The following is a 20,721-nucleotide window of genomic DNA, read 5'->3' as shown; positions in this document are numbered from 1 at the left end:
TTCGCGTGTCTCCCCTCTTTGGAGCGCTGCTACGCAGCGGTACAAACAGTCAAAGCTAAAGAGCAAACCAATTCCAAAATTACCCACCCAGTCACCCCGCTCGCAAAGCGAGCCCGCAGGGGAGGGAGCCGACGCGCATAGCGCGCTCGGGAGGGGATTGTCGTGAATCCCCTCTTTGGAGCGCTGCTACGCAGCGGTCCAAATTGTTAAAGCCAAAAACCAAACCAGTTCCAAAATTACCTACCCAACCACTCCGCGAGCAACGCGAGCCCGCAGGGGAGGGAGCCGACGCGCATAGCGCGCTCGGGAGGGGATTCGCGTGAATCCCCTCTTTGGAGCGCTGCTACGCAGCGGTACAAACAGTTAAAGCGGTCCAAACAGCTAAAACTAACCTTAGTGCGAAAGAGAGGACTTGAACCTCCACGGGGTTTCCCCCACAGGAACCTGAATCCTGCGCGTCTGCCAGTTCCGCCACTCTCGCATTCAGAACATCAAAAACCACTGGCCGTGTTCGGGCGACTACTTTAGCGGAACAATGCTGTCCTTGCCAACTGCAAAGTGCCACATGGCCCTACATTGAGCCCAACTAAGCAACTTTTTCATAGTGCCGCATCCGATGCAGGGCCCAAGAACTACAGCTAATTCGTAAATTCCTATAAATTCATTAACTTAGAGTTATTACACAAGAGGCACGTGCATTGCATTCTCATAGGGGTGGCATGAAATACAACTCAGGATTTACGCTGTTAGAGCTTCTCATCGCTGTATCCATTATAGGTGGCAGCGCAGCCCTTGCTGCGCCCGCTATTGGAACCGCAATGGCTGAAAGGCGCGTAGCACAAGCTCAACTGGATGCGTTGCGTATTGGACGCCAAGCTCGCTCTGAAGCACTGGCTCTAGGTACGGCTCACCTGCTTCGTTTTACGAAAGCTTCAAATCCTGATTCACTTGGCATGCTTCGTTTGTACCGCGGCAGCAATAGCGGCTGTAACACCACTGACTGGTCTACTATCACATCAGGAACAAGCTGCACTGCACCGAACTGTGTCGCTGAAGTAAACCTAGGTGATAGCAAGTATCGCTTTTCAGCCACGAACTTTGTGCAAATGGAAGGCTCCCCCGATGAAGCACTGGTCGACCTTTGCTATACAAGCTCAGGCATGTTGTGGCACCGTATTGCTTCAACGGCTCCGTTTTCCGATCAAAACAATACTAACGGAGTAAGCGGAGGATATGCTTTTTGGTTTCAAGGTAAACTTGGCACAGCTTTTCGTGGAGTCAGAAGGTGGGCCGTATTTCCTTTAGGCGGCGCACCGAGGGTGATGCAATGAGAGTTGCACTACAAAACAATCATCGCAAAAAAATGCGCCAACGACTCGGCTACACTCTGGTTGAGGTCATGATGGCCAGGGGTATTCTAAAAATGGGAGCCGTTGGCATCATGGGATTGCACCAAGCCTCAACTCACGCCAACTTATCTGCTCGTGAGATCTCCACAGCCAACAATGTCATGCGTACGTGGATGGAACGACTAAAACGCGATTCTCTACTTTGGAACATCGGTGGAGATGGCGCAGGAGCTGCCAACTTGACCTCTACAAGGTACCTCTCTGAAGTAGGAAACGGTTGGTTTGTTCCCGACCCTGCCGCCGCTAGCGAATCCCATGCCTTCGATCATTTTGGTTTCGATACCAGTACAAACGCCAGCATGCGTTTTTGTATAAACGTCCGAGTGGAGTGGGTTACCCCTGGGCAGTCTCTACGAACGGAAGTTCGCGTATGGTGGCCTAAAAATAGTATTGACGCGAGTCCCTATGCTGCGTGTGCTGATGGGACAGATCCTGAAACACTTACAGGAAACACAGACCTTCATTTCATTTCTGCGGCAAATGTCGTGAGGTGGTATCCCATATGAGATACACTCAATCACATCGCTCTGGCTTTTCGCTCTTGGAACTCATGGTTGCGCTTGCACTGAGTGCCACGGTTGTTTCGTCCGTCTATATGCTTGGCGGAGCGTCTGCAAAACATTTTCAAGAACAGCAACGCATTGCTCAAACCCAACTTTCACTACGCATTGCCGTTGAGCAAATACGCCGAGACATTGCACGCGCTGGTTTTTTGGGAACGCCCAACTCCGCTAACGAGAACACCTGTGGAACCACTGCCATTAGTGTACAGGCTGTCGCCTTTACCAACAATGCGGACTCTGCTCAAATACCAAACGCCTCAGCACACGGTGTGCAAGCGGACCGCTTAATACTCACCGGAAATTACGCAACCTCCGATAACTATTTTAGTTCGGGTTTCGATAGCGCCGGAAATCTGGTTTATTTGCAACGTGATTGGCAAGGCTTCCGTCGCAGTTTTCATCTGACTACAACAGGAACACCTTTTAGCTCAACCTTGTATGATGATGCTTTCCGGGTAGGACGCGTCCTTCATATTGAAACATTGCAAGGCGTTCATTTTTTCGGAAACATCACAGCAAAAAGCGCTACCAATGCCAGCGTTACTTTCTCACCCGCGCTTACCGTAGGAAGTCTTTGCCTTGGCGGCATTGGCGTGGGAGCTACGGTCGCTCCGCTGTCTCGAGTCGAATACTACGTTGGCAACATCGGCGGTAACCTCGACCCTCTGAGCAGCACCGCCGCTACAGCCATGGGTTCCCAAAGCGTGCAACTTATTCGCCGAGAGCTTAATTCAAGCGGCACAGCCGTTGCAAACAGCGAACGCGTGGTTATGGAATACGTTGTTGATTTCAACGTCGATTTTATTTTGGATACTTCTGGTCCCGGGGTTGCTCCAAGTTTGGCACGCGTATCGGACGCAGCAGCAGCAACCGCTATTGCCGCAAATCCTGAACAGGTTCGAAGCGCCATTGTAAGGCTATCAGCACGTACGCCTTTTCAAGATGCACGTTTCCCTTGGGTTGCACGCGCAAGCGGGGCTCCTCTTACGCGTTATCGCGCAAATGCCTCGGCAGCCGGCGCAGCTCGTGTCAGAACTATTGAAACAGAAATTTTCATGCCCAACATGGTGAACTAATGAAACGACAGACACACAGAAAAGAAGAAGGCGCTGCGATGCTCATCGTGATGCTCATTTTACTCATGAGCACCGCTACTGCGACTTTCGCTATTCAATCGACCGGTCTTGAAATCCGTTCCGCAGGACATGAGCGTCAAGCTATTCAAACACACTATATAACCGAAGCTGGCATCGAATCAGCGATGTCCTGGGTAGATCAAACCTCACCAAACGTTCTTGCACATATTATGGCAAGTTCCACAGCACCTGCACTTACAAACGAACCAAGTCTATTGAGTGGCAAACAGGGCTTTCGTCTCACACTCGCTGACTTTGCAGTGGATCAGTCAACTCAATCTGCAAACCACTCGCCAATTGAGATTGGCTCATCGGACAATTCGCTTGGCCATGTCCCGTATCAACCGACTTTCACTGTCGATGTCAACGACAACTACACTTACACAGGGACCGTTCCCGGCTACCGTCTCGATGGCGGCGGCGCATTAAAGTACATGGTTGCAACCTATACAATTCGTGGGCGTACATACATCCCGCAAACTGGACAAAGCAGCGACAAAGTTTCAGCCATGGATTCTGTATCCGTGGGTCGCGTCATCGCACGATCAGGACCTATGGCAAAATGAAGGACAGCAAGATGAAGTACCGACTATTATACCTAGTGTTGTTCATGGCCATCGCATGGTGGCCCATCGTATCCCACGCACAAAGCGCACCGGATATTCGAGACGTTCGCCCTTCTGTGATGCTGATTTTAGACACTTCCGGTTCCATGGAGCGCAAAGCGGGTTGCGCTTGCACTACCCCCTCATGCAGCGAATGTTATCCCACGTGTGGCGATGCTACTGTTTCGGAACGTAACCGTTGGGCCAGCTTGGTTGAGATTTTGACGGGTTCTTGGGATGAAAATTTTTATTGCACTTCCAAGGACCGCCGTAGTACCGATTTTGGCGGCGAGTACGATTACGGCTATTTCATACCACATCACGCCCTTCCTCTTGATGTTGCACAGCAAGAAGACGGCGTCATTGATACCTATAAAGAACGTGTGAAATTTGGTTTGATGACCTTTGATAGTGTGGGCACACTCACCACGGCTGATCCGCTTGTACCTCAATCGACCTTTGAGCAAGCGTCATTTATTGCACAAAGCGAAGGCGCCGAAGGCATGTATTCCTACGGTGAACGTAAGCTTTTGACCTTCCCCGGTTGCGCCACTGATTACATGGTTGATAACGGTGTACGAAACGAGGGCACGCACTCAGGTGCCATGATTTCGGTGGGTCTTGGCGCCGATGACTACCTTGTCATTAACTCGAAAGTTCAAGATGGCATTTTAGGCGTACGGCCCTACGGTGGTACGCCAATTGCCGGTGCGTTGGATGATGCGCGCTACTACTACGATAACCATGCCGATATTCAGACAGACGAATTCAAAAACTGCCGGCCGCGCTATATCATGCTGATCACAGATGGCTATCCCGATCAGGACTACCGTGATGCTCGTTTTGACTGTGACGGACTCGATGCTTTCGGCAACCCGACTTACAGCTGCCCCTACGAACTGCCCACTGAAATTGCATCGGACTTCTGCGATTACGACTCGGGCTCGGGCGCCTGCACTGGTATCGTCAAAGGGGTGTTTGTGATTGGCTTTAACGTTGGTGACGACGCAGAAAGCACCCTAAACGACATCGCTCTAACTGGGGGTACCACTGAGGCACTCTTTGCAGATAATGCTGATGAATTGCGTGCGCGTATTTCCGAAGCCCTTGATAAAGCAGCACCTGGAACAACGACCCGATCTGCTCCGGCATTCGCAGGCCCGGCAAACAGTTCAACCCAGGGGCAGTATCAATTTTCCACTGGCTTTACTGTTGGAAGTGGTGGTGAACCATGGACAGGAGTTTTGGAACGCAAACGCTACATGTGCAATCCCGATACCCTTGAGCCAGAACTTCAAGCCATTAGCTCTGCAGAAAATGATCGCTTTGAAGAAGTCCTAAACGATCGCGTCACTGCACGTACTCTGTACACAGTCATACCAGGCAACAATACCAGCGCCTTCGAAGGCGTAATTCAAGGGGGCGATCTGGCAAGCTTTTCAGTTGGCAATACCGATATCGCAAATAAACTTGTGGGCGCCAAGCAAAACGATACGGCACGCAAAGTCGAAATAATCAACTGGGTTCACGGTGAAACGGGAAGTGCGCGCGAAGGCAAACGTTTAGGTGACATTTATCACTCTTCGCCTGTTGTGGTTGGAAAACCAAATGCCGATATCGCAGATCAATCGTATAACCTTTTCAGACAACGCGACGATGTGATCAATCGACCACCGGTGGTCTATGTCGGTAGCAACGATGGCATCCTTCACGCGTTTTTGGTAGAAGATCATGAAATGCTTGATGGCAGCACTCTGGACGGCGGAACTGAGCTCTGGGGTTTTCTGCCACCACTTCTTGTGCCGAAACTTGATGACCTAGTCACCGCCAGACAATACATGGTTGATAGTACGCCGGTAGTCAAAGACGTGTTCTTTAGCCGCACACCAGGCATGGCCTCCAACGCCAACGCCTATCATAGCGTGCTCATCATGGGACTGCGTGGTGGCGGTAAAGGCTTTATCGCCATGGACGTCTCTGATCCCTTTAATCCTGAATTCCTATGGCAGTTCACCGACACTAACCTGGGTCTCACTTATGGAAAACCCGCGATCGGTCAGGCCCTATTCAACTACAACGGGACCTTGCAAGAGCGTGCGGTTGCCTTGCTCCCCGGAGGCAGTGGCGCCATTGACACCTCACGAGATCATGGACCCATCGGCTGCAACGCCAATGGTAAAGGCAATCCTCCTGTAACATCCGGTACCACCAATGCTCGCTCAAAGCATAGCTGTTGGAAAGCAAAAGAAGGCCGGCAATTTTGGATCGTCGATGTCGAAAGCGGGGATGTACTTAAACAATTCGATGAAGGTGACATCAACGCACCAATCGTCGGCACACCTGCCATGTTCACCGGCGAAGTAGGGACCATTGCAACGCGTGCCTACGTTTCTGACGCTGACGGTATTCTGTGGCGCGTTGATATGTCGTCCGCAAATTCAACAGAATGGAGCATCGATCCTTTTCACGATATCTACTGGGATGCCTTACCCAAAGAAGGTCAACCTTCCTACGAAGCGCCTCTGGTGACCGTCGATGAAGACGGCAACGTTGTGATAATTCATGGCACCGGCAACACCGACGTGCTCGATGGTATTTTGCCCAACCGAGTTGTTTCTCTTACCGAAACACTGTCTTTTGGTGATACCGGTACGACCTGGGCAGCGGCCGTAAACTGGGAGATCACTCTCGATGACGGTGAGCTTGTCACCGGTCCCCTCGATTTGTTTGATGGCCGTGTCTACTTTGGAAGCTTTAAATCCATCAGTGGATCATCCGATGCCTGTGATTTCGGAGAAAGCCGCGTCTGGGGAGTGCACTACAAAGATGCCGATCCTACCGGCACGGAAGACATGCCGTTGCCTATGCCAGAAATTGAATACCCCGCAGATTCTGGAACCATGGTACGGCACTTTCCGGCGATTTCCAATGTGCTGGTCATGGGAGTCGGGGTAACCCAGCGCCCCACCTGCTACGATGAAAGCGAAGAAACCGACCCTTACATCGGCACCCGCACGGTTGTTAATGATTCGGGTGGTGGCCAGTTCCAGTTGGTTGCCCTAGCAGGCGGTGATGCTGAAAAGTCCACGGGACAAGCCATCGGCTCAATTACCCGCACGCTTAATTCCCCAACCTCTACAACTCGCATTCTATCTAAGGTATCGTCTATAGAATGAAGCGACAAATCATTTGGCTTGCGGCGTTTGCTTTAAGTCTGTCTTCTTGCTCGAACAAGCAAACAAACGAAGGCGACACCGAAGCACTTGAAAGAAAAGAACAAGGCAAGGTTTTAGAGGAAGAAAAGATATCAAGCCTCTATGGAAGCAATGGTGAACTTCTAGAATCGGATAAAATAGTAGCTGGACTTCGCCTTCCAACGACACTGAAGCTAGTGCGTGATGAAGAACGACGCCATATCTATGAAAGCCCAGCCCCACTTACAGCCTTGCACGAATATTTTGGGAAACGTTTGCTAACCGGCGTGGTTGAGCGTCGAGGTCAAAGCGTTACCTTCGAAGCAGCTGTTCCTAAAGGCATACGAGGCGGAGTGGTCAAACTCGATGTGTGGATTCAACCCATAAATCAAAGTCGAAACCGCATTGAAATTGTTGAACGACGCCCTATGCCAGAAAAGCCTATGAGCGACAATCAGGTTAGGACGTTGCTAAAAAAAGAACAAGAATATATTCAATAGCAGCATGCTTATCCGCGTACTCGCCATATCACTATTGTTGTTCGTCTACTCCACTGTAAGCAGTGCCGCATCACTTGATTTTGAACAGGATTTGCGTGCAGCTAAGCAGCAAAACCGAACACTAATCCGTCAAACAGAAGACAACGCTTCCTTAAGAAAACTTACACTTGAAGCGGCATCGAACCTTGAAAGTTCGCTTGAACTTCTCAAGCAAGCACGACGAGACGACAGTCAGCGAAAGTTCGATCTCGCTCAAGCTCAGATGCAGTTGGTTTCGACTACGCTTGCTCGCAATCATGCTCAAAAGCCTTATCTGCATGCAAAGAAGGGCCTTGATGACATCAGAAAATTGTCCCAAGAAAAGCAAACAGCCTTGCTAAAAGAACTGCAAAGTGCACCTTCTGACACAGACACACAATCTGGAAAGGTGTTGTAGTGCCTAAAGAGATCTTCTACCGCTCCGCGTCGATACTGGGTTCAAACAAAGTCGTCGCAGGAATCAGCATCGCTCTGATGCTTAGCTTCTCCATCGCTTACGCTGGATGCGGCACAGCGGCAACGCGTAGGCACCAAGACCTGGAAGAACGCATAACAGACAAACAGGCGATGCGAGCCAGAAAATATGCACCCGATCTTTATGCCAAAGCCGAGATTGCTTTGCGCCTAGCTCAAGAGCATGCCAAACAGGAGCACAACGAAGCCCATAGTGATTACATGGCGATGGCTCGACTCTACTTGGCGGCCGCTGAAATCGAAGCCGACCGCATTGAAATGGAAACAAAGACCTCCGTCTTGTTAAAAAAATCAGCGGACATTCAAGAGCAAATCGACCACTATGAAAATGCTTTACGTGAATTACACGACAAAAAAGCCAAGGCGCTAGCTGCAGATAAAGCACGCCATGAAATAGAACGTGTCCATCAGCTTGCTTTAGAAGACGAAAAACACAAACTCAGTGTAAAGCAGCAAAAAGAAGCAGCGTTGACTCTCATTGATCGTGCAACACTAAACCTTTCGGCCGCAATAGCGTTAAGCGCAAAAACGAATGCGATCACTTCAGCCTCTGAAGCTCTCGAGAAGGCTAAAAAAACTGGTGATCTCGACGATGCGCAACGCGCTTTTCAGGACACGCTTTCTGTTTTGAGCGCCGCACAAAAAACCAAGACATCCTCCAGTGATGCAGAACGACAAGCTTTTCATGATGACGCCATGACTCTTGGATTTCGTACTATCAATGGTGTTTATGGAAGTGTCATCGAAGCGACAAATTTTTTCCGCTCCGGAAATAGTGATTTGCCCAATACCAGCAAACAGATCATTAAGAAACTCTCAAAACTTTTGAACACGTATAACCACGGTCCAATCCTAGTCGAAATAGCTTCTTCGCCATTCAGAAAACAAACATCGGAACAACAGTACGAGGAGCGAAAAAAAGCTATCTTGCAAGCTTTTCAAGACCTCAAGGTCTCGACAGATAGTTTTTTCATTTCGCAATCATCAAAAAAACAAAGCACTTCCGTCCGCATCGTCTTTCTTGCCTACAATTAAATAGAAACGTGGCCTATTTTGCGTAGATTAGAAACAAAACGGCGATGGTCCACAGGACAATGTTAGTGAGAAAAGGCCAGTCTGAGAGCATGCGTTCGGTGGGGCTCTCCGCACTTTGTCCATGATTAACAAGCCATACAAAACGTAGCACGCCAATTGCCACAAAAACGGTAGTCCACGGAAGCAGGTTCGTTCCAAAAGATGAAACCGTTTCAGGATCGAGCGCATAGGCCAAATAGACAGCTATGGTTGAACTAGCAGCAAAGTAAAGTAAAATAGCTAAAGTGCGCTTTGAATAGTGTCGAAGCACTGCTCGGCGATCGTACGCAGGTTCTCCCTGCGATAACTCATGAGCGCGTTTGCCAAGAGCCAAAAAAAGAGCAAGTACCATGGTCACGACCAACAAATAGGTCGATGCCTTGATGCTTTCAGCTGCTGCACCAGCAAGCACCCGCAGTTCAAAACCAGAAGCAATCGCGAAAGCATCAACATAAGCAATGCGTTTGAGAAAAAAGCTATAGGCAATATTGAGAGCCAAATAGCCCACGATGCAATATCCTGTTAAACGAGGCAGACCAATCGCAATGGCAAAGGAGATCAAAGTAAGCGCTAACATGGTCGCAACAGCGACAGGCACCGCAATACTTCCACTAGCAATGGGTCGATTTTTTTTTACCGGATGAGCCCGATCAGCACTGCGATCAACGAGGTCATTTAGAATATAGACCGAGCTTGCGGCACAACAAAAAGCAATAAAGCCAAGCGAAGCAAACAAAAGTGTACGGGGCGCGAAAAATTGTTTTGCAAAAAAAGCTGGAGCAAACACAAAGAGGTTTTTAACCCACTGATGTGGGCGCAGCATTTTTATAAAGGACAAAACAGAAATCATCATGGGCTGCAAAAACTGCACGCATCTAGCGGCTTCGACTATGCAACACGAAATTACAGATACGTAAAGCGTACTTCGTGATCACAAAGAAGGAAAACATCACCCTCATCGATGCGTTTTCCACCAATTCGCCTACCTTGATACTCAACCCCGTTCGTACTGCCAAGATCTTTTAAGTAATAAGCGCCGTTTTCAAAAACGACTGCCGCATGACGCCGAGAAATATTGCCATCTTTTATGGTGAGATCTGAAGATTTTGAACCACGACCAATAATAAATTCATCGGAATGCACCGGGACTTTCTGTCCACCGTAGACCGCATAAAGCTGCGGACGCACTCCTTGCGTAGGTATGCTTGATGGGCCAGCAGGAAATACCGGCGCAAAGGGTCCTGTCGTATGAGAAGGCGGGCCCGATTGTCCAAAACCGCCACTGCTACGCTCCGGTGGGGGAAAAGGTGCCGCAGATGAGGCTGGACCTGGGACATACGATCGCGCTGGAGCAGAGACTGCCGGAAAAGCGCTCATTGAAGGGCGTGAAGGAGGTGGCGGCGGAAGAGGCACCGGTCCAGTGGCATTGGATATACTCGAGCGCATCGCGCCAAGCGAGGGTATCCCACTTGCCGTATTTGATGGCGGAAGTGGCGCTGCACCACGTGCCACGTTTGTACTTGAAGCTGTGGTCTCCGCGGAAACCTGACCTGGATGTCCTTCTTGATACGATTTTGCGTAAACACGCATCGCTTCATTGATCAGATAATCCACTGAGCATTCAAGCTCAGCGCTCATCTTTTGGAAAAGCTCCCATAGGTAATCGCGGCATTGAACTTGCCTCGGGCTTTTTGAAATCTGATCGCGACTCATACGTTTTTTCCAGGGGCTATTGCACTATAGCAGTTCCGCTCCCCCATTAAGAAGATTTATCCGTTTTTAGGCTCTGATCCAAATATTCCACGGAGTTTTTGGCCACTTTTCCAACAGTCATTTTGGCATCCCAGTGCTCGCCATTGACACCAGCAGCATCATTCACGAGCCGTTTCATCGCCTTAAGGTCACTTTGATCACCTTTCCGCTCGAAAAAGCGTAGGGCGATGACACGCTGCCACCAGTTAGGAGAACTCAACTGAGCACGCAAAAGTTCTTTGGGTAGCGGCTTCATCTGCCCCATACGTTTAGCATAACCTTCAAGCTCTTCCGGCTCGTAAGCCACACCCTTCGTCGAAGGCAGTTTTTTCAAGAACTCAGCAACGACACCCTCGCCGCCGATGGCAAGGACAAGTTCTCCAGCACGCCACCGCTCTCGCTGATTCGATGAACTTTGCACCAATGGCCACAGTCGGCTAAGCGTTTTTGCTTCGCACATCTCCGAGACGATCAAAAGCATAATCCCGAACTTTGCTAGGATTCGAGGCATTGAGCGCCAGAGCAAGCAAGGTATCCACATGTGCCGTGGTCGCTTTGCCCTCAAGTGCGGCAAGCGCACGCCATCGCCGCTCGACCATGTCTTCGTCATTCGATGGGGTGGCAGCGATCTTGAGCAAGCGATCCGCAATAATTTTTTGATCGGCAAGCTGCCCCATGGCCGGTATGGCCCCTGTATTAATAAAGTTTTCTTGATGCAGTAGGGCAGCCCGCTTTAGGGCTTCAGGCTTAACATCCTGCTTGCTTTCTTTCGCCTGCTCTTGGATGCGTTGCTCAAGCCAAGCTACGAATTTGGGGCCCTCCATTTCCTTCTCAATTTCAACCAAACGTGTTGCAGCTTCTGCTTTGGTTTTATCGTCACCCGTTTGCCCAATAAGACCTGCAAGCTTAACCAAAGCGACCTGCGGCATACGCGGGTCGAGTGCGGCAATCAGCTGGTGAGCAGCCGCCGATCCAAGCTTCTGAATCACTTGCTCGGCACTATAATTACCGGCCAAGTTTCGACCATTAAAGTCACGCGCAAACCAACTCACAATCGCTTTTGATAGACGTTCGCGAGTCGCGGCAGCAGCTTGCGAAAAGAGCATGTACGAAGCATCTTTTGCTCGCACCTCGAGCAGCGCAGGCCCTTCTGTGTCACCCTGCTTGGCGCTCGAAGCCGTCTCGCCCGACAAGATCTTTTCAAGTCCCTGAGCAACACCATCGGAAATCATTGCGCGATCCTCTTCATCAAGAGCTCGCAACACAGACTCGAGTTCAGCTACGCCATCTACATCTTGTCGGTCCATCTCAACAAGAGCCAATGCGGCTTCCACCCTAAGATCCATATCGTACTTTTTGGCCAAGGCCACAGCGACGATTTTGGCAGGCCCTTTGACTGTCCCTTTCCAGGTTTCGATATCTCCGGAATTAACACGGCACCCTATAAGAAACACCAACAGCGGCAAAAACCCGATCGTAGATAAGCGTAAACGCATATGAAACCTTTCCTCTGAATTAATTGGGATAGCCAGGATTCGCAGTGTAGATAATTCCCCAAGCCTCGCAAGAGGCCTAATTTTTGACGAATTTGCCATGCCTCGCCTATTCTAACCCAAGGTAAGACAAAGTGGGTAGACGTTTACCTAAAACCACCTCTATGGACTCAACGGAAGCAGTAACAAACTCTGGGAGCAAACACGAAGTTGCTGGCGTACTCATCGCCGCGGCCGGCATATTAATTACGCTCGCCCTTCTATCCTATGACTACCGAGGCGGTGAAAACTGGATTGGTCCGGTCGGCCACGGCCTTTCAGGCATTTTAGTGGGCTTTTGGGTGTCGCAGCCTGGCTTATTCCTCTGGAACTGTTTTTATTTACCCTGCGCCTCTTTGGACGAGTCGGCGTTCAGCTCGGTGCTGCGCGGGCAGCTTCGGTGCTGGTCATCGTACTAATCAGCTGCGCCATGATGCATCTTGCCTTCGGGGAGACCCTGTTTTTTGGTGGTCACACGGGTGGCGGGCTGCTTGGCGAAATCACCGGTGAAGTGCTCCGTTCCCTCTTGGGCACCATTGGAACGTACATCGTTTGCACGACGATCTTGATCGTCACCATTCTTCTTCGCACGCCCTTTTCGATCGCATCGACCATGCGCTGGAGCAACGCTCAGCTAAGCAAGGTCAAGGCTCGCGTTGCTGCCGCCTGGGAAGAGGCCAAGCGCCTTGAAGAAGCACGTCGCTTGGAGCAGGCCGAGTTTGAGGCAGAAGAGGCGCCGGTTATCAAAGTTAGCAAAAAGCCTAATCCCCCCGTTCATGACGAGGCCATTCCCGAGGAACTCGAAACCGAGGAAGAACCCAGTCGCTCAGAAAGCACTCCACCAACCCGCTCTGCTGCCAAAGCAAAAACCGATGCACCCGGAGGCCCAATTATCGTTCCTCCCAAGTTAAGTCCTCGAACGAACGGTAAAAGCAGTAGTATAAGCCCTACTCAAAAAGCACCCCGCAGCAAAACCGGTAAGCCTTTTGCATTGCCTTCGACCACGCTGCTTGATGAGATTCCGAGCACCTCCATACGTGTGGACGAAAAAACCCTCAAAAACTACGCCGAGCGTTTGGTACAAAAACTCAAAGCCTATGGTGTGGAAGGGCGCGTGGATGAAATTCACCCTGGTCCAGTAGTCACTATGTACGAGTTTGAGCCTGCCAGCGGCACCAAAGTCTCCAAGATCGCTTCGTTGGCGGACGATCTCGCCATGGCTCTAGCCGCACAAAAAGTGCGTATCGTCGCGCCTATCGTGGGCAAAGCACGTGTCGGCTTCGAGCTGCCCAACAAAAAACGCCAGACTGTCAGCATTCGCGACATCCTTGAAGACAGTCGTTGGCAAGACATGGAAGCAGCACTACCCATCGCGCTTGGTAAAGACATCGCCGGGCAACCTGTCTATGCCGATCTATCTCGCATGCCTCATTTGCTTGTCGCAGGTGCAACGGGAGCTGGTAAGAGCGTCGGGCTCAACGTGATGCTTTCATCCCTTCTGTTTAAGAAAACGCCAGAAGAGCTGCGTTTGCTCATGATCGATCCCAAAGTCGTTGAGCTTGCTGCTTACGATGGCATACCGCACATGCTGTTGCCTGTGGTCACCGACATGAAAAAAGCAGCACTTGCATTGCGCTGGGCCGTGGATGAAATGGAGCGACGCTATCAGCTCTTCGCCGATGCTGGTGCACGTAACGTGCAAAGCTACAACGAACGCGTCGAAAAAGTAGAACGCGGTGAACTCTCCCTTGAAAAACTCGCTCCGAAGAAAATGAAACAGCTTCAGCTAGAGCTTGATGAAGGCAAGAACCCAGAGCCGTTCAAGCCTGAAAAGCTTCCTTACGTTGTCATCGTCGTCGACGAGTTTGCCGATTTGATCATGGTCTCCGCCAAAGACGTCGAAGCAGCCATCACCCGTTTGGCCCAAAAAGCCCGAGCAGCGGGTATGCACGTTATTCTTGCCACGCAGCGTCCCAGTGTTGATGTCATCACCGGCGTCATCAAAGCCAACTTCCCCACGCGCATTGGCTACAAAGTCTCTCAGCGCGAAGACTCAAAAACTATTTTGGGGCGCAGTGGAGCAGAGCATTTGCTTGGCATGGGTGATATGCTCATGCTTCCGCCTGGCTCAGGTGAACTCAAACGCGTACACAGCGCATTCATCAGCGAAGATGAACTGCGTAACATGTGTGACTTTTTGCGCGATCAAGGCAATCCCGTTTACGACGAACGCATCTTGAAGCCACGCGAAGAAGACGCAGACGGCGGAGGCGGCGGTCCGGCGCGCAAAGGCGACGATGAAAAGTACGATCGCGCTGTAGCGATTGTCGCTGAAGCCGGCTACTGCTCCATCAGTCACATCCAACGCCAACTTGGCGTCGGCTACAACAAAGCGGCTTTGATTGTTGAACGCATGGAAAAAGACGGCGTCGTAGGTCCGCCCAGCGGCAAAGCCGGCGGCCGACGCGAAGTCCTTGTTCAATCGTATTAATTTCAGCATGTTGTGCACGAATAGGCGCTCTAAGCTAGTAGGTCCGCCTGCGCAGACCTACTAGCTTAGACGCTTAAATCATCTGCAATCGTATTGGAGCGACGATTACGTATGCTTCCCATGGCTCCTTTGCCACGGCTATTGGCAGAAAATACAATTCGATTCCAAGGTTATTTAAGCATCGATAGCCCTGGGTCTGTTCCGGCAGACCCAGGGCTATCGAGTGCCTATACGCTCAAAATTTAGTTGTTCTTAAGGTAAGCCTCAAGTGCGACCGAGTCACCGATGTATTTGCCGTCGATAAATACCTGGGGTGTCGTGGCCTTCTCAGAAACCGCACGTAGCATTCTTGGTGAAGCTGTGACTTCCGAGTACTCCCAGCCTTTTTCCTTGAGCATCGCTTTTGCCTTGGTGCAAAAACTGCAACCTGGTTTGGTGAACAGTAAAACATCTTTGGTTTTGCTCGCATTCGGCGCGATATAGTTCAACATCGTATCGGCATCGGAGACTTTGTAGGGATCCCCTGGCACTTCCGGCTCAACAAACATCTTTTCGATCTTGCCATTTTTAACAAGCATGGAATAACGCCAAGAGCGCGGCCCAAAACCAAGTTCACGCTTATCCACAAGCATGCCCATCGCCTTGGTAAACTCACCATTACCGTCCGGAATAAATCGTACGCGGTCCGCGCCTTGATCGTGCTTCCATGCATTCATTACGAAAGTATCATTCACTGAAACGCAAACAATATCATCCACCCCATGTTCTTTAAACACCGGCGCAAGCTCGTTGTAACGTGGCACGTGAGCCGTCGAGCAGGTCGGCGTAAACGCTCCCGGCAACGAAAACACCGCCACCGTCTTGCCCGAAAAAATCTCTTTACTCTTTAGGTCCTGCCATTCACCCTTTTCGTTCTTAACCCGAAAAGTAACCTCAGGAACTTCTTTTCCTTCCATAGCGTTGTTCATCACAACCTCCCTTTTAGGCAAACTAAGCCCCCAGCAACGATTTGTGAAATAGATTATAATTATCTAATAATAGATATTTTCTATTGATGTGCATGGCAACTCGATTAGTCGTTTCTTGGGGCCTCCTGATCGGGGACTGATCGGGGACATGCTTCCTCCAAAATTTCTCTGTGATTCCGACGTTATACAGAGGCGACCGCGAAACCGAGTAAAAATCGAGCAATTCATATGTCATTTAACGAAGGAAAGTCAGCCGTCTAAACCTGTCCCTAGTAAAACGCAGCTGCTAGGCTAGCATCGTGCGGCATCGTTTTAGTTTTTCGTTGATAAGCTTGCTTCTAACCTTGTGCATCCATTGTGGGTCGGAGCAGACAAAGGACGTGGATGCTAAGCAGGATGCGGTTATCGGTGGCCGCGGACCCAAAACAGACTGTCTTTACTATGACTGGGAAGCATACGATCCAATCCTAAAAACCCGCGGGCTCGCCAAAAATATCGCCAATTGTCTTGTCTCCTACGCGCGTGATTACAGTGATGATATCCAATGCGGCGTTGAAGCTTTGGCGCGTCTCTTTGATCATCCAACGTTGAGTCGCTGGCTTCGTTTTGTCGGCGATACGCCCGAATCGCGTCTAGACTTTGTGCTCGATATCACGGCCGGTAGGCCCGGCTGGGACATTCCCGGCGTGCACTACGCTATCGAATTCGGGACGGACGACATTGCCGAAGCCTTCAACGATACCTGGCTCTACGACGATCTCTGGGACGCAGGCGGAGCGGATTTTGCATACAGACAAATCGGCCATTTTCTCACCGGCGTGCACTTTGCTTTCGATCCCAGCCTCGCCAAGAATCTCGCACTTCGCACTCTGCTTCCCATTCCGAACAATGAAGATCCAGAAACAACCGTACTGCGTTTGATGGTAGGGCACGAAAAAATACCGGATCCTGGCGATGTGAGTTTCGCTCAAAAAATTGGCAGTTACATCGAGCAATACAAAAGCGCGAGCGCAGAAGACATCGAAGCCTTTGAACGAGCCTTGGACTACGATACCGAAAATCAAGGCAGCGAGCGCGATACAGAACTGCTTAAGATCCTTGCAAGCGCAGGCTACACGTCAGAAGAGTGCAATCGTATCGACTGCGCTACGGATCCATGCCTCTGCGACTGGAAGCATGGCAACAGCCTTGAAGACCTACGATTGGATATCAAAGCCTACCGCTTTGTGCGCGAGCTTAGTCTCTTTAGCGACACCCAAGAGGCTGCAGATTGGATCCGAGAAGAACTCGGTGACTCCACCTCTCCGTGTCTGCAATAAGAGGCAGTCTGTGACGCGATACCAAAGGGTGCACCGTTGGAGATGCTAGTAGCCTACCAAAAAAACCTTATTCCAAAAACCATGCCTGAGCAGTACTGTCTTCTGCAAAGAAATCCAGCAAAGCCTGACCGTTGCGTTCGTAGCCGGCCGCACTTGGATGGGTTCCATCGGAAATGAAATAGTCTTTTGGCCACGTCAGCCCATCGCTACGAGGTGTCGTCCCATCGGCCCAAAGATAAGGACCCCAAGCCAGCCAAGGAGCGTTCACTGCGCCGCGCTCTGGATCGTAGTTCAGGGATGTATCACCTGTCATCTGCGCGACAATAAGATGTTTGACTGCAAAAGCACTTTGATACGCATAGGGTTCAGGATTGAGAGGGCCGGTCGCCCAACCTGCATACACACGACTGGTCAGATAGGCCATTTTGAGATTTGGAAAGTAGCCCATGGCTTTGTCGATAACGATGCGAATATCATCGGCAAGTTGTTTTGCATCGGCAGGAAAGCAATGTGCATTGCTGCCCACAACTGGACGACAACTTAAGTCAGGATTCTTGCGCGCAAGCTTGATCCAAGCAACTTGCACCTGCTCCGCCGTAACACCGCTATTGTCTAAACGATCCAAAAGCACACTCCACGGAGCATCACCGCTGTCCGTCCATTCCTGAGTTGCGTTGCCACCTTGCGCACCGTCAACCACTACCATCTCGGAACGAACCCCAAGACCATCTCGTTGCGCATCAAAGGCCGAAATAAACTGCTGAGACATCCCCGTGGTGTTCGACATCCCAATCGAGATCAATACCACTTTACCGCCACTATCTGCATTACCTTGGCTATTGAGAGGCTGGATCTGCTCAGCAATAGCAAGACCCGCTTGCTCGTGCTCCGGAGGCCGCAGATTGCTCCCTCCGCAATAAAGCCCGCCTTGAAGATCGCGGTAGGTGTCAACGCCAAGATCAATGAGCGGTGTAAAACCGATCGAACTGCAGGTCGGTCCATAGCAGCCCGCTGGCAGAACTACTTCATTTTCACTCGCTGGAACTCGATTGGACAAATCGACCGGCTCGCAACCATCAATAGATACAGGCGGTAAGGTATTGCCTCCATCGCCGATAACACCGCCATCGGAAAGCAAATCTCCCCCATCCGAATTGTTCACGCCTCCATCACTGCCATTCGGATCATTGCCGCCCACATTGCCCGAGTTGCACGCTCCCAAAAACAGCCCCAGGAGCACCTGGACAATAGGATAGTAAGTTGCCTGACCCATTGAACTCGTCATACTTAAGTACAGAAGCAAAAGATGTACCAACGGTAAAACACTGAAGAAACGAGATGTTTTCCCAAAAGCACTATGACACCCCGATCGCGTCAGGCTCGTAGCAAGCTCCATTATTTGGGGACATGCTTCCTCAAAATTTTCTAAATAATTCTAATGTGATACGGATGCGATCGCGGGACCGTGTAAAAACTCAAGCTTCTTAGAAACTCCACTCACATTTGGCCGATACCCCAAGGTGGCCAGAATCCCCCGTGCACAACAAATCATTGCAGGCGTTCCACACCATGTCATCCTTCGTGGAAACAACCGTCGCCGACTGTTCTCCTACGAAAACGAGTGCCGTTTGTTTGTCGAATTTTTACGTAAAGCCATTGAAAAGACCCGCATCAAAATCCACAGTCTTGGCCTTTTGCCCAATCATGTTCACTTGCTCGGAACACCCCTCGACGCTCCATCGCTAAGCAATTGCATCAAGGATGTCAGTCAGCGCTATGCTCGACATCGTAATATCCGTCGTCAAAGTCATGGCAAATTGTTTGAAGAACGTTTTTTCTCCGTTCCAATACAGAGCGACGAACACCTTGCCATCGTCACAGCATACATTGATCTGAACGCCGTAAAAGATGGATACCCTGAAGACGGCCTGTGGCATCGTTGGTCGACCTTTGGCATTCACACTGGACGAAACTCTCTCTTTCGCGTTGATCCAGAGATTTGGACACCCTCAGATTGGTACACCAGTCTTGGCACGACGCAAGCAAATCGACAAAGCGCCTACGAAAGCTTTGCACGCGAGTATTTGGAACATAAAAAAGGAATCGGCTATCTCCAAAAACTCGAAGCCCGTTGGAAGCTAGAAAACGGACGAGTTGGTCGGCGCTTTGAGCGACCCGACCGATCCAGCGCCCTTTAGAACGGTTCCGCGATCGCAACTGTAAATGATTGGAAATATTTGCAAATTTTCGATAAAGCATGTCCCCAATTTGGTGTAAAGTGGCCGTTATGGAACGACGGCGCTTAATTGAATTGGATCGTAAGCTTCTTTGGCGGCCTTACACTGCTTTTGAAGATCATCAAGAGCAAGAGCCTCTTGTCATTGAGCGTGCCGAGGGTGTGCGCCTTTATGACGTAAATGGTCAAAGTTATATCGATGCCAACGGCTCGTGGTGGACCAATACTTTGGGTCATGGGCATCCGCGCATCAAAGCAGCGCTCGTAAAACAAACTCAATCGCTCATGCATTGCGCCTTTGCGGGCATCAGCCATGAACCCGCCGTGCTGCTTGCAAAAGATTTGCTCGATGTTGCTCCCAAGGGGTTATCGCGCGTGTTCTTTTCCGACGATGGCTCAACCTCGATCGAAGTCGCCATCAAAATGGCCTTTCAATATTGGCAGCAAAACAGTCAACCCAAGCGCACGCGCTTTATTAGTCTAAGTAATGCTTTTCACGGCGATACCCTCGGCGCCACCAGCCTTGGCGGTGTGCAGGCTTTTCGTAAAGTATTCGGTCCCATTTTGTTTGACGTTCTACGCACACCCGAAGCCGACGATGCACAAGGCTGGGAAAAAGCCATCGACGCTATCGAAGTCGAACTCAAACAAAACGCAACAAGCTTTGCGGCCGTGATTGTCGAGCCCTTGATTCAAGGTGCAGCCGGCATGCAAATCTGGCCCGCATCCTTGCTTGCCCGTCTGCACTCGCTATGCAAAAAGCATGATGTATTTTTGATCGCCGATGAAGTCTTCACCGGTTACGGCCGCACTGGCAAAATGTGGGCCTGCGATCACGCCACGATCACGCCCGACATTCTTTGCACCGCCAAAGCATTTTCCGCCGGGGCCTTTCCCATGGCTGCAACCTTGGCCACCGATCGCATCTACGATGGCTTCAAAGGCGGCAAAGAACGCGCGCTCATGTACGGGCATACTTTCTATGGTAATCCGCTAGGCGCCTCAATTGCGCGTGAAGTGCTCGCCGTCTATCGCGACGAAAAGATCATCGAACAGGTCAATCAAAAAGCGCCTCTGCTCGCCCAAGCCTTCGACGATCTTGGTGCACATCCAGGGGTCACGCGCACGCGTCATCTGGGTCTGGTCGCCGCCGCCGACCTCGGCAAAAATAACTACTACGGCAACGCTGGCTGGCTTGTCTACGAAGAAGCCAAAGCGCGAGGTGTCTACCTTCGCCCCTTGGGCAACACCGTCTACATTGCTCCGCCACTTGTCATCGGCAACGATGAATTAGAAGAGCTGCTTGCGACCATCGCCGCCTCCATTGACGCCGCCTATGAAAAAGCGCCATGGTCCTGAGCGCCCACGATCCGGGGACTTTGCTGACATGCCAGAACTGGCATGAAATTACCTAAAAACACGCCATTTC

The 20,721-nt window shown here is 50.7% G+C and carries 18 protein-coding genes and 1 tRNA gene; 12 read left to right on the top strand and 7 right to left on the bottom strand.

Annotation, left to right across the window (positions count from 1 at the left end; all coding sequences use genetic code 11):
• Nucleotides 1-397: 397 nt before the first annotated feature.
• Nucleotides 398-481: transfer RNA gene (locus IPJ88_05140), tRNA-Leu, on the bottom strand.
• A 238-nt stretch (nt 482-719) separates the two neighbouring features.
• On the opposite strand from IPJ88_05140, the gene IPJ88_05135 reads away from it, so the two are divergent.
• The 8 genes from IPJ88_05135 to IPJ88_05100 are packed head-to-tail and all read left to right on the top strand — an operon-like array spanning nt 720 to nt 8,955.
• Complete coding sequence (locus tag IPJ88_05135) at nt 720-1,331, top strand: type II secretion system protein (GenBank protein ID QQR91120.1); 612 nt, start codon at nt 720-722, stop codon at nt 1,329-1,331.
• Entirely contained in the window at nt 1,328-1,915 is a 588-nt protein-coding gene (locus IPJ88_05130; GenBank protein QQR91119.1) for a hypothetical protein, read from the top strand. The genes IPJ88_05135 and IPJ88_05130 overlap by 4 nt, the downstream gene beginning before the upstream one ends.
• Complete coding sequence (locus IPJ88_05125) at nt 1,912-3,048, top strand: prepilin-type N-terminal cleavage/methylation domain-containing protein (GenBank protein ID QQR91118.1); 1,137 nt, start codon at nt 1,912-1,914, stop codon at nt 3,046-3,048. The genes IPJ88_05130 and IPJ88_05125 overlap by 4 nt, the downstream gene beginning before the upstream one ends.
• Nucleotides 3,048-3,674 carry a hypothetical protein gene (locus IPJ88_05120; protein ID QQR91117.1) on the top strand — a complete coding sequence of 209 codons (627 nt, stop codon included), beginning with the start codon at nt 3,048-3,050 and terminating at the stop codon, nt 3,672-3,674. The genes IPJ88_05125 and IPJ88_05120 overlap by 1 nt, the downstream gene beginning before the upstream one ends.
• An 11-nt stretch (nt 3,675-3,685) precedes the next feature.
• On the top strand, nt 3,686-6,889 hold the full coding sequence (locus IPJ88_05115) for a hypothetical protein (protein QQR91116.1): 3,204 nt from the start codon (nt 3,686-3,688) through the stop codon (nt 6,887-6,889).
• Entirely contained in the window at nt 6,886-7,407 is a 522-nt protein-coding gene (locus tag IPJ88_05110) for a hypothetical protein (GenBank protein QQR91115.1), read from the top strand. Before IPJ88_05115 ends, IPJ88_05110 begins: the two co-directional genes overlap by 4 nt.
• Nucleotides 7,408-7,411: 4 nt before the next feature.
• A complete protein-coding gene (locus IPJ88_05105) occupies nt 7,412-7,843 on the top strand; it encodes a hypothetical protein (GenBank protein QQR91114.1) in 432 nt (143 codons plus the stop codon).
• Nucleotides 7,843-8,955: a hypothetical protein gene (locus tag IPJ88_05100; protein ID QQR91113.1), complete on the top strand. Its 1,113-nt coding sequence runs from the start codon at nt 7,843-7,845 to the stop codon at nt 8,953-8,955. Before IPJ88_05105 ends, IPJ88_05100 begins: the two co-directional genes overlap by 1 nt.
• Before the next feature lie 13 nt (nt 8,956-8,968).
• Here the strand turns inward: IPJ88_05100 and IPJ88_05095 are convergent, their stop codons facing one another.
• From IPJ88_05095 to IPJ88_05080, 4 genes are read right to left on the bottom strand one after another with little or no spacing between them, the layout of a single operon-like run.
• Nucleotides 8,969-9,847: a UbiA prenyltransferase family protein gene (locus tag IPJ88_05095; protein ID QQR91112.1), complete on the bottom strand. Its 879-nt coding sequence runs from the start codon at nt 9,845-9,847 to the stop codon at nt 8,969-8,971.
• Between the two features lie 50 nt (nt 9,848-9,897).
• Nucleotides 9,898-10,707, bottom strand: a complete 810-nt coding sequence (locus IPJ88_05090; protein QQR91111.1) for an FHA domain-containing protein — start codon at nt 10,705-10,707, stop codon at nt 9,898-9,900.
• Nucleotides 10,708-10,753: 46 nt separating this feature from the next.
• Nucleotides 10,754-11,206: a hypothetical protein gene (locus tag IPJ88_05085; GenBank protein QQR91110.1), complete on the bottom strand. Its 453-nt coding sequence runs from the start codon at nt 11,204-11,206 to the stop codon at nt 10,754-10,756.
• A complete protein-coding gene (locus IPJ88_05080; GenBank protein QQR91109.1) occupies nt 11,184-12,242 on the bottom strand; it encodes a hypothetical protein in 1,059 nt (352 codons plus the stop codon). Before IPJ88_05080 ends, IPJ88_05085 begins: the two co-directional genes overlap by 23 nt.
• Nucleotides 12,243-12,576: 334 nt before the next feature.
• Here IPJ88_05080 and IPJ88_05075 point away from each other — a divergent pair, with 334 nt between their 5' ends.
• Nucleotides 12,577-14,769 (top strand): DNA translocase FtsK 4TM domain-containing protein, encoded by a 2,193-nt coding sequence (locus tag IPJ88_05075; GenBank protein QQR91108.1) that lies wholly within the window; start codon nt 12,577-12,579, stop codon nt 14,767-14,769.
• Nucleotides 14,770-15,011: 242 nt separating this feature from the next.
• Here the strand turns inward: IPJ88_05075 and IPJ88_05070 are convergent, their stop codons facing one another.
• Nucleotides 15,012-15,737, bottom strand: a complete 726-nt coding sequence (locus IPJ88_05070) for a glutathione peroxidase (GenBank protein ID QQR91107.1) — start codon at nt 15,735-15,737, stop codon at nt 15,012-15,014.
• Nucleotides 15,738-16,036: 299 nt separating this feature from the next.
• Between IPJ88_05070 and IPJ88_05065 the strand changes: the two genes are divergently transcribed.
• On the top strand, nt 16,037-17,056 hold the full coding sequence (locus tag IPJ88_05065; protein QQR91106.1) for a hypothetical protein: 1,020 nt from the start codon (nt 16,037-16,039) through the stop codon (nt 17,054-17,056).
• Nucleotides 17,057-17,123: 67 nt separating this feature from the next.
• Here the strand turns inward: IPJ88_05065 and IPJ88_05060 are convergent, their stop codons facing one another.
• Nucleotides 17,124-18,341: a hypothetical protein gene (locus tag IPJ88_05060; GenBank protein ID QQR91105.1), complete on the bottom strand. Its 1,218-nt coding sequence runs from the start codon at nt 18,339-18,341 to the stop codon at nt 17,124-17,126.
• A gap of 235 nt (nt 18,342-18,576) precedes the next feature.
• Between IPJ88_05060 and IPJ88_05055 the strand changes: the two genes are divergently transcribed.
• Entirely contained in the window at nt 18,577-19,254 is a 678-nt protein-coding gene (locus tag IPJ88_05055) for a transposase (GenBank protein ID QQR91104.1), read from the top strand.
• Nucleotides 19,255-19,343: 89 nt separating this feature from the next.
• The gene (gene bioA / locus IPJ88_05050; GenBank protein ID QQR91103.1) at nt 19,344-20,651 is read left to right on the top strand and encodes an adenosylmethionine--8-amino-7-oxononanoate transaminase; all 1,308 of its coding nucleotides are present in this window, start codon (nt 19,344-19,346) and stop codon (nt 20,649-20,651) included.
• Nucleotides 20,652-20,721: the final 70 nt, after the last annotated feature.

The organism is Myxococcales bacterium, from assembly GCA_016699535.1.
Taxonomy (GTDB): Bacteria; Myxococcota_A; Polyangia; order Polyangiales.
The sequence above is the reverse complement of the archived record's forward strand: the minus strand, read 5'-3'. Positions and strand labels throughout refer to the sequence as shown.

Bases quoted from the DNA above. Each gene is read 5' to 3' on its own strand.
- IPJ88_05060 (QQR91105.1), bottom strand. From the start codon at position 18,341: ATGACGAGTTCAATGGGTCAGGCAACTTACTATCCTATTGTCCAGGTG.
- IPJ88_05105 (QQR91114.1), top strand. From the start codon at position 7,412: ATGCTTATCCGCGTACTCGCCATATCACTATTGTTGTTCGTCTACTCC.
- IPJ88_05085 (QQR91110.1), bottom strand. From the start codon at position 11,206: ATGTGCGAAGCAAAAACGCTTAGCCGACTGTGGCCATTGGTGCAAAGT.
- IPJ88_05090 (QQR91111.1), bottom strand. From the start codon at position 10,707: ATGAGTCGCGATCAGATTTCAAAAAGCCCGAGGCAAGTTCAATGCCGC.
- IPJ88_05110 (QQR91115.1), top strand. From the start codon at position 6,886: ATGAAGCGACAAATCATTTGGCTTGCGGCGTTTGCTTTAAGTCTGTCT.
- IPJ88_05135 (QQR91120.1), top strand. From the start codon at position 720: ATGAAATACAACTCAGGATTTACGCTGTTAGAGCTTCTCATCGCTGTA.
- IPJ88_05080 (QQR91109.1), bottom strand. From the start codon at position 12,242: ATGCGTTTACGCTTATCTACGATCGGGTTTTTGCCGCTGTTGGTGTTT.
- IPJ88_05120 (QQR91117.1), top strand. From the start codon at position 3,048: ATGAAACGACAGACACACAGAAAAGAAGAAGGCGCTGCGATGCTCATC.
- IPJ88_05095 (QQR91112.1), bottom strand. From the start codon at position 9,847: ATGATGATTTCTGTTTTGTCCTTTATAAAAATGCTGCGCCCACATCAG.
- IPJ88_05070 (QQR91107.1), bottom strand. From the start codon at position 15,737: ATGAACAACGCTATGGAAGGAAAAGAAGTTCCTGAGGTTACTTTTCGG.
- IPJ88_05130 (QQR91119.1), top strand. From the start codon at position 1,328: ATGAGAGTTGCACTACAAAACAATCATCGCAAAAAAATGCGCCAACGA.
- IPJ88_05115 (QQR91116.1), top strand. From the start codon at position 3,686: ATGAAGTACCGACTATTATACCTAGTGTTGTTCATGGCCATCGCATGG.
- bioA (QQR91103.1), top strand. From the start codon at position 19,344: ATGGAACGACGGCGCTTAATTGAATTGGATCGTAAGCTTCTTTGGCGG.
- IPJ88_05125 (QQR91118.1), top strand. From the start codon at position 1,912: ATGAGATACACTCAATCACATCGCTCTGGCTTTTCGCTCTTGGAACTC.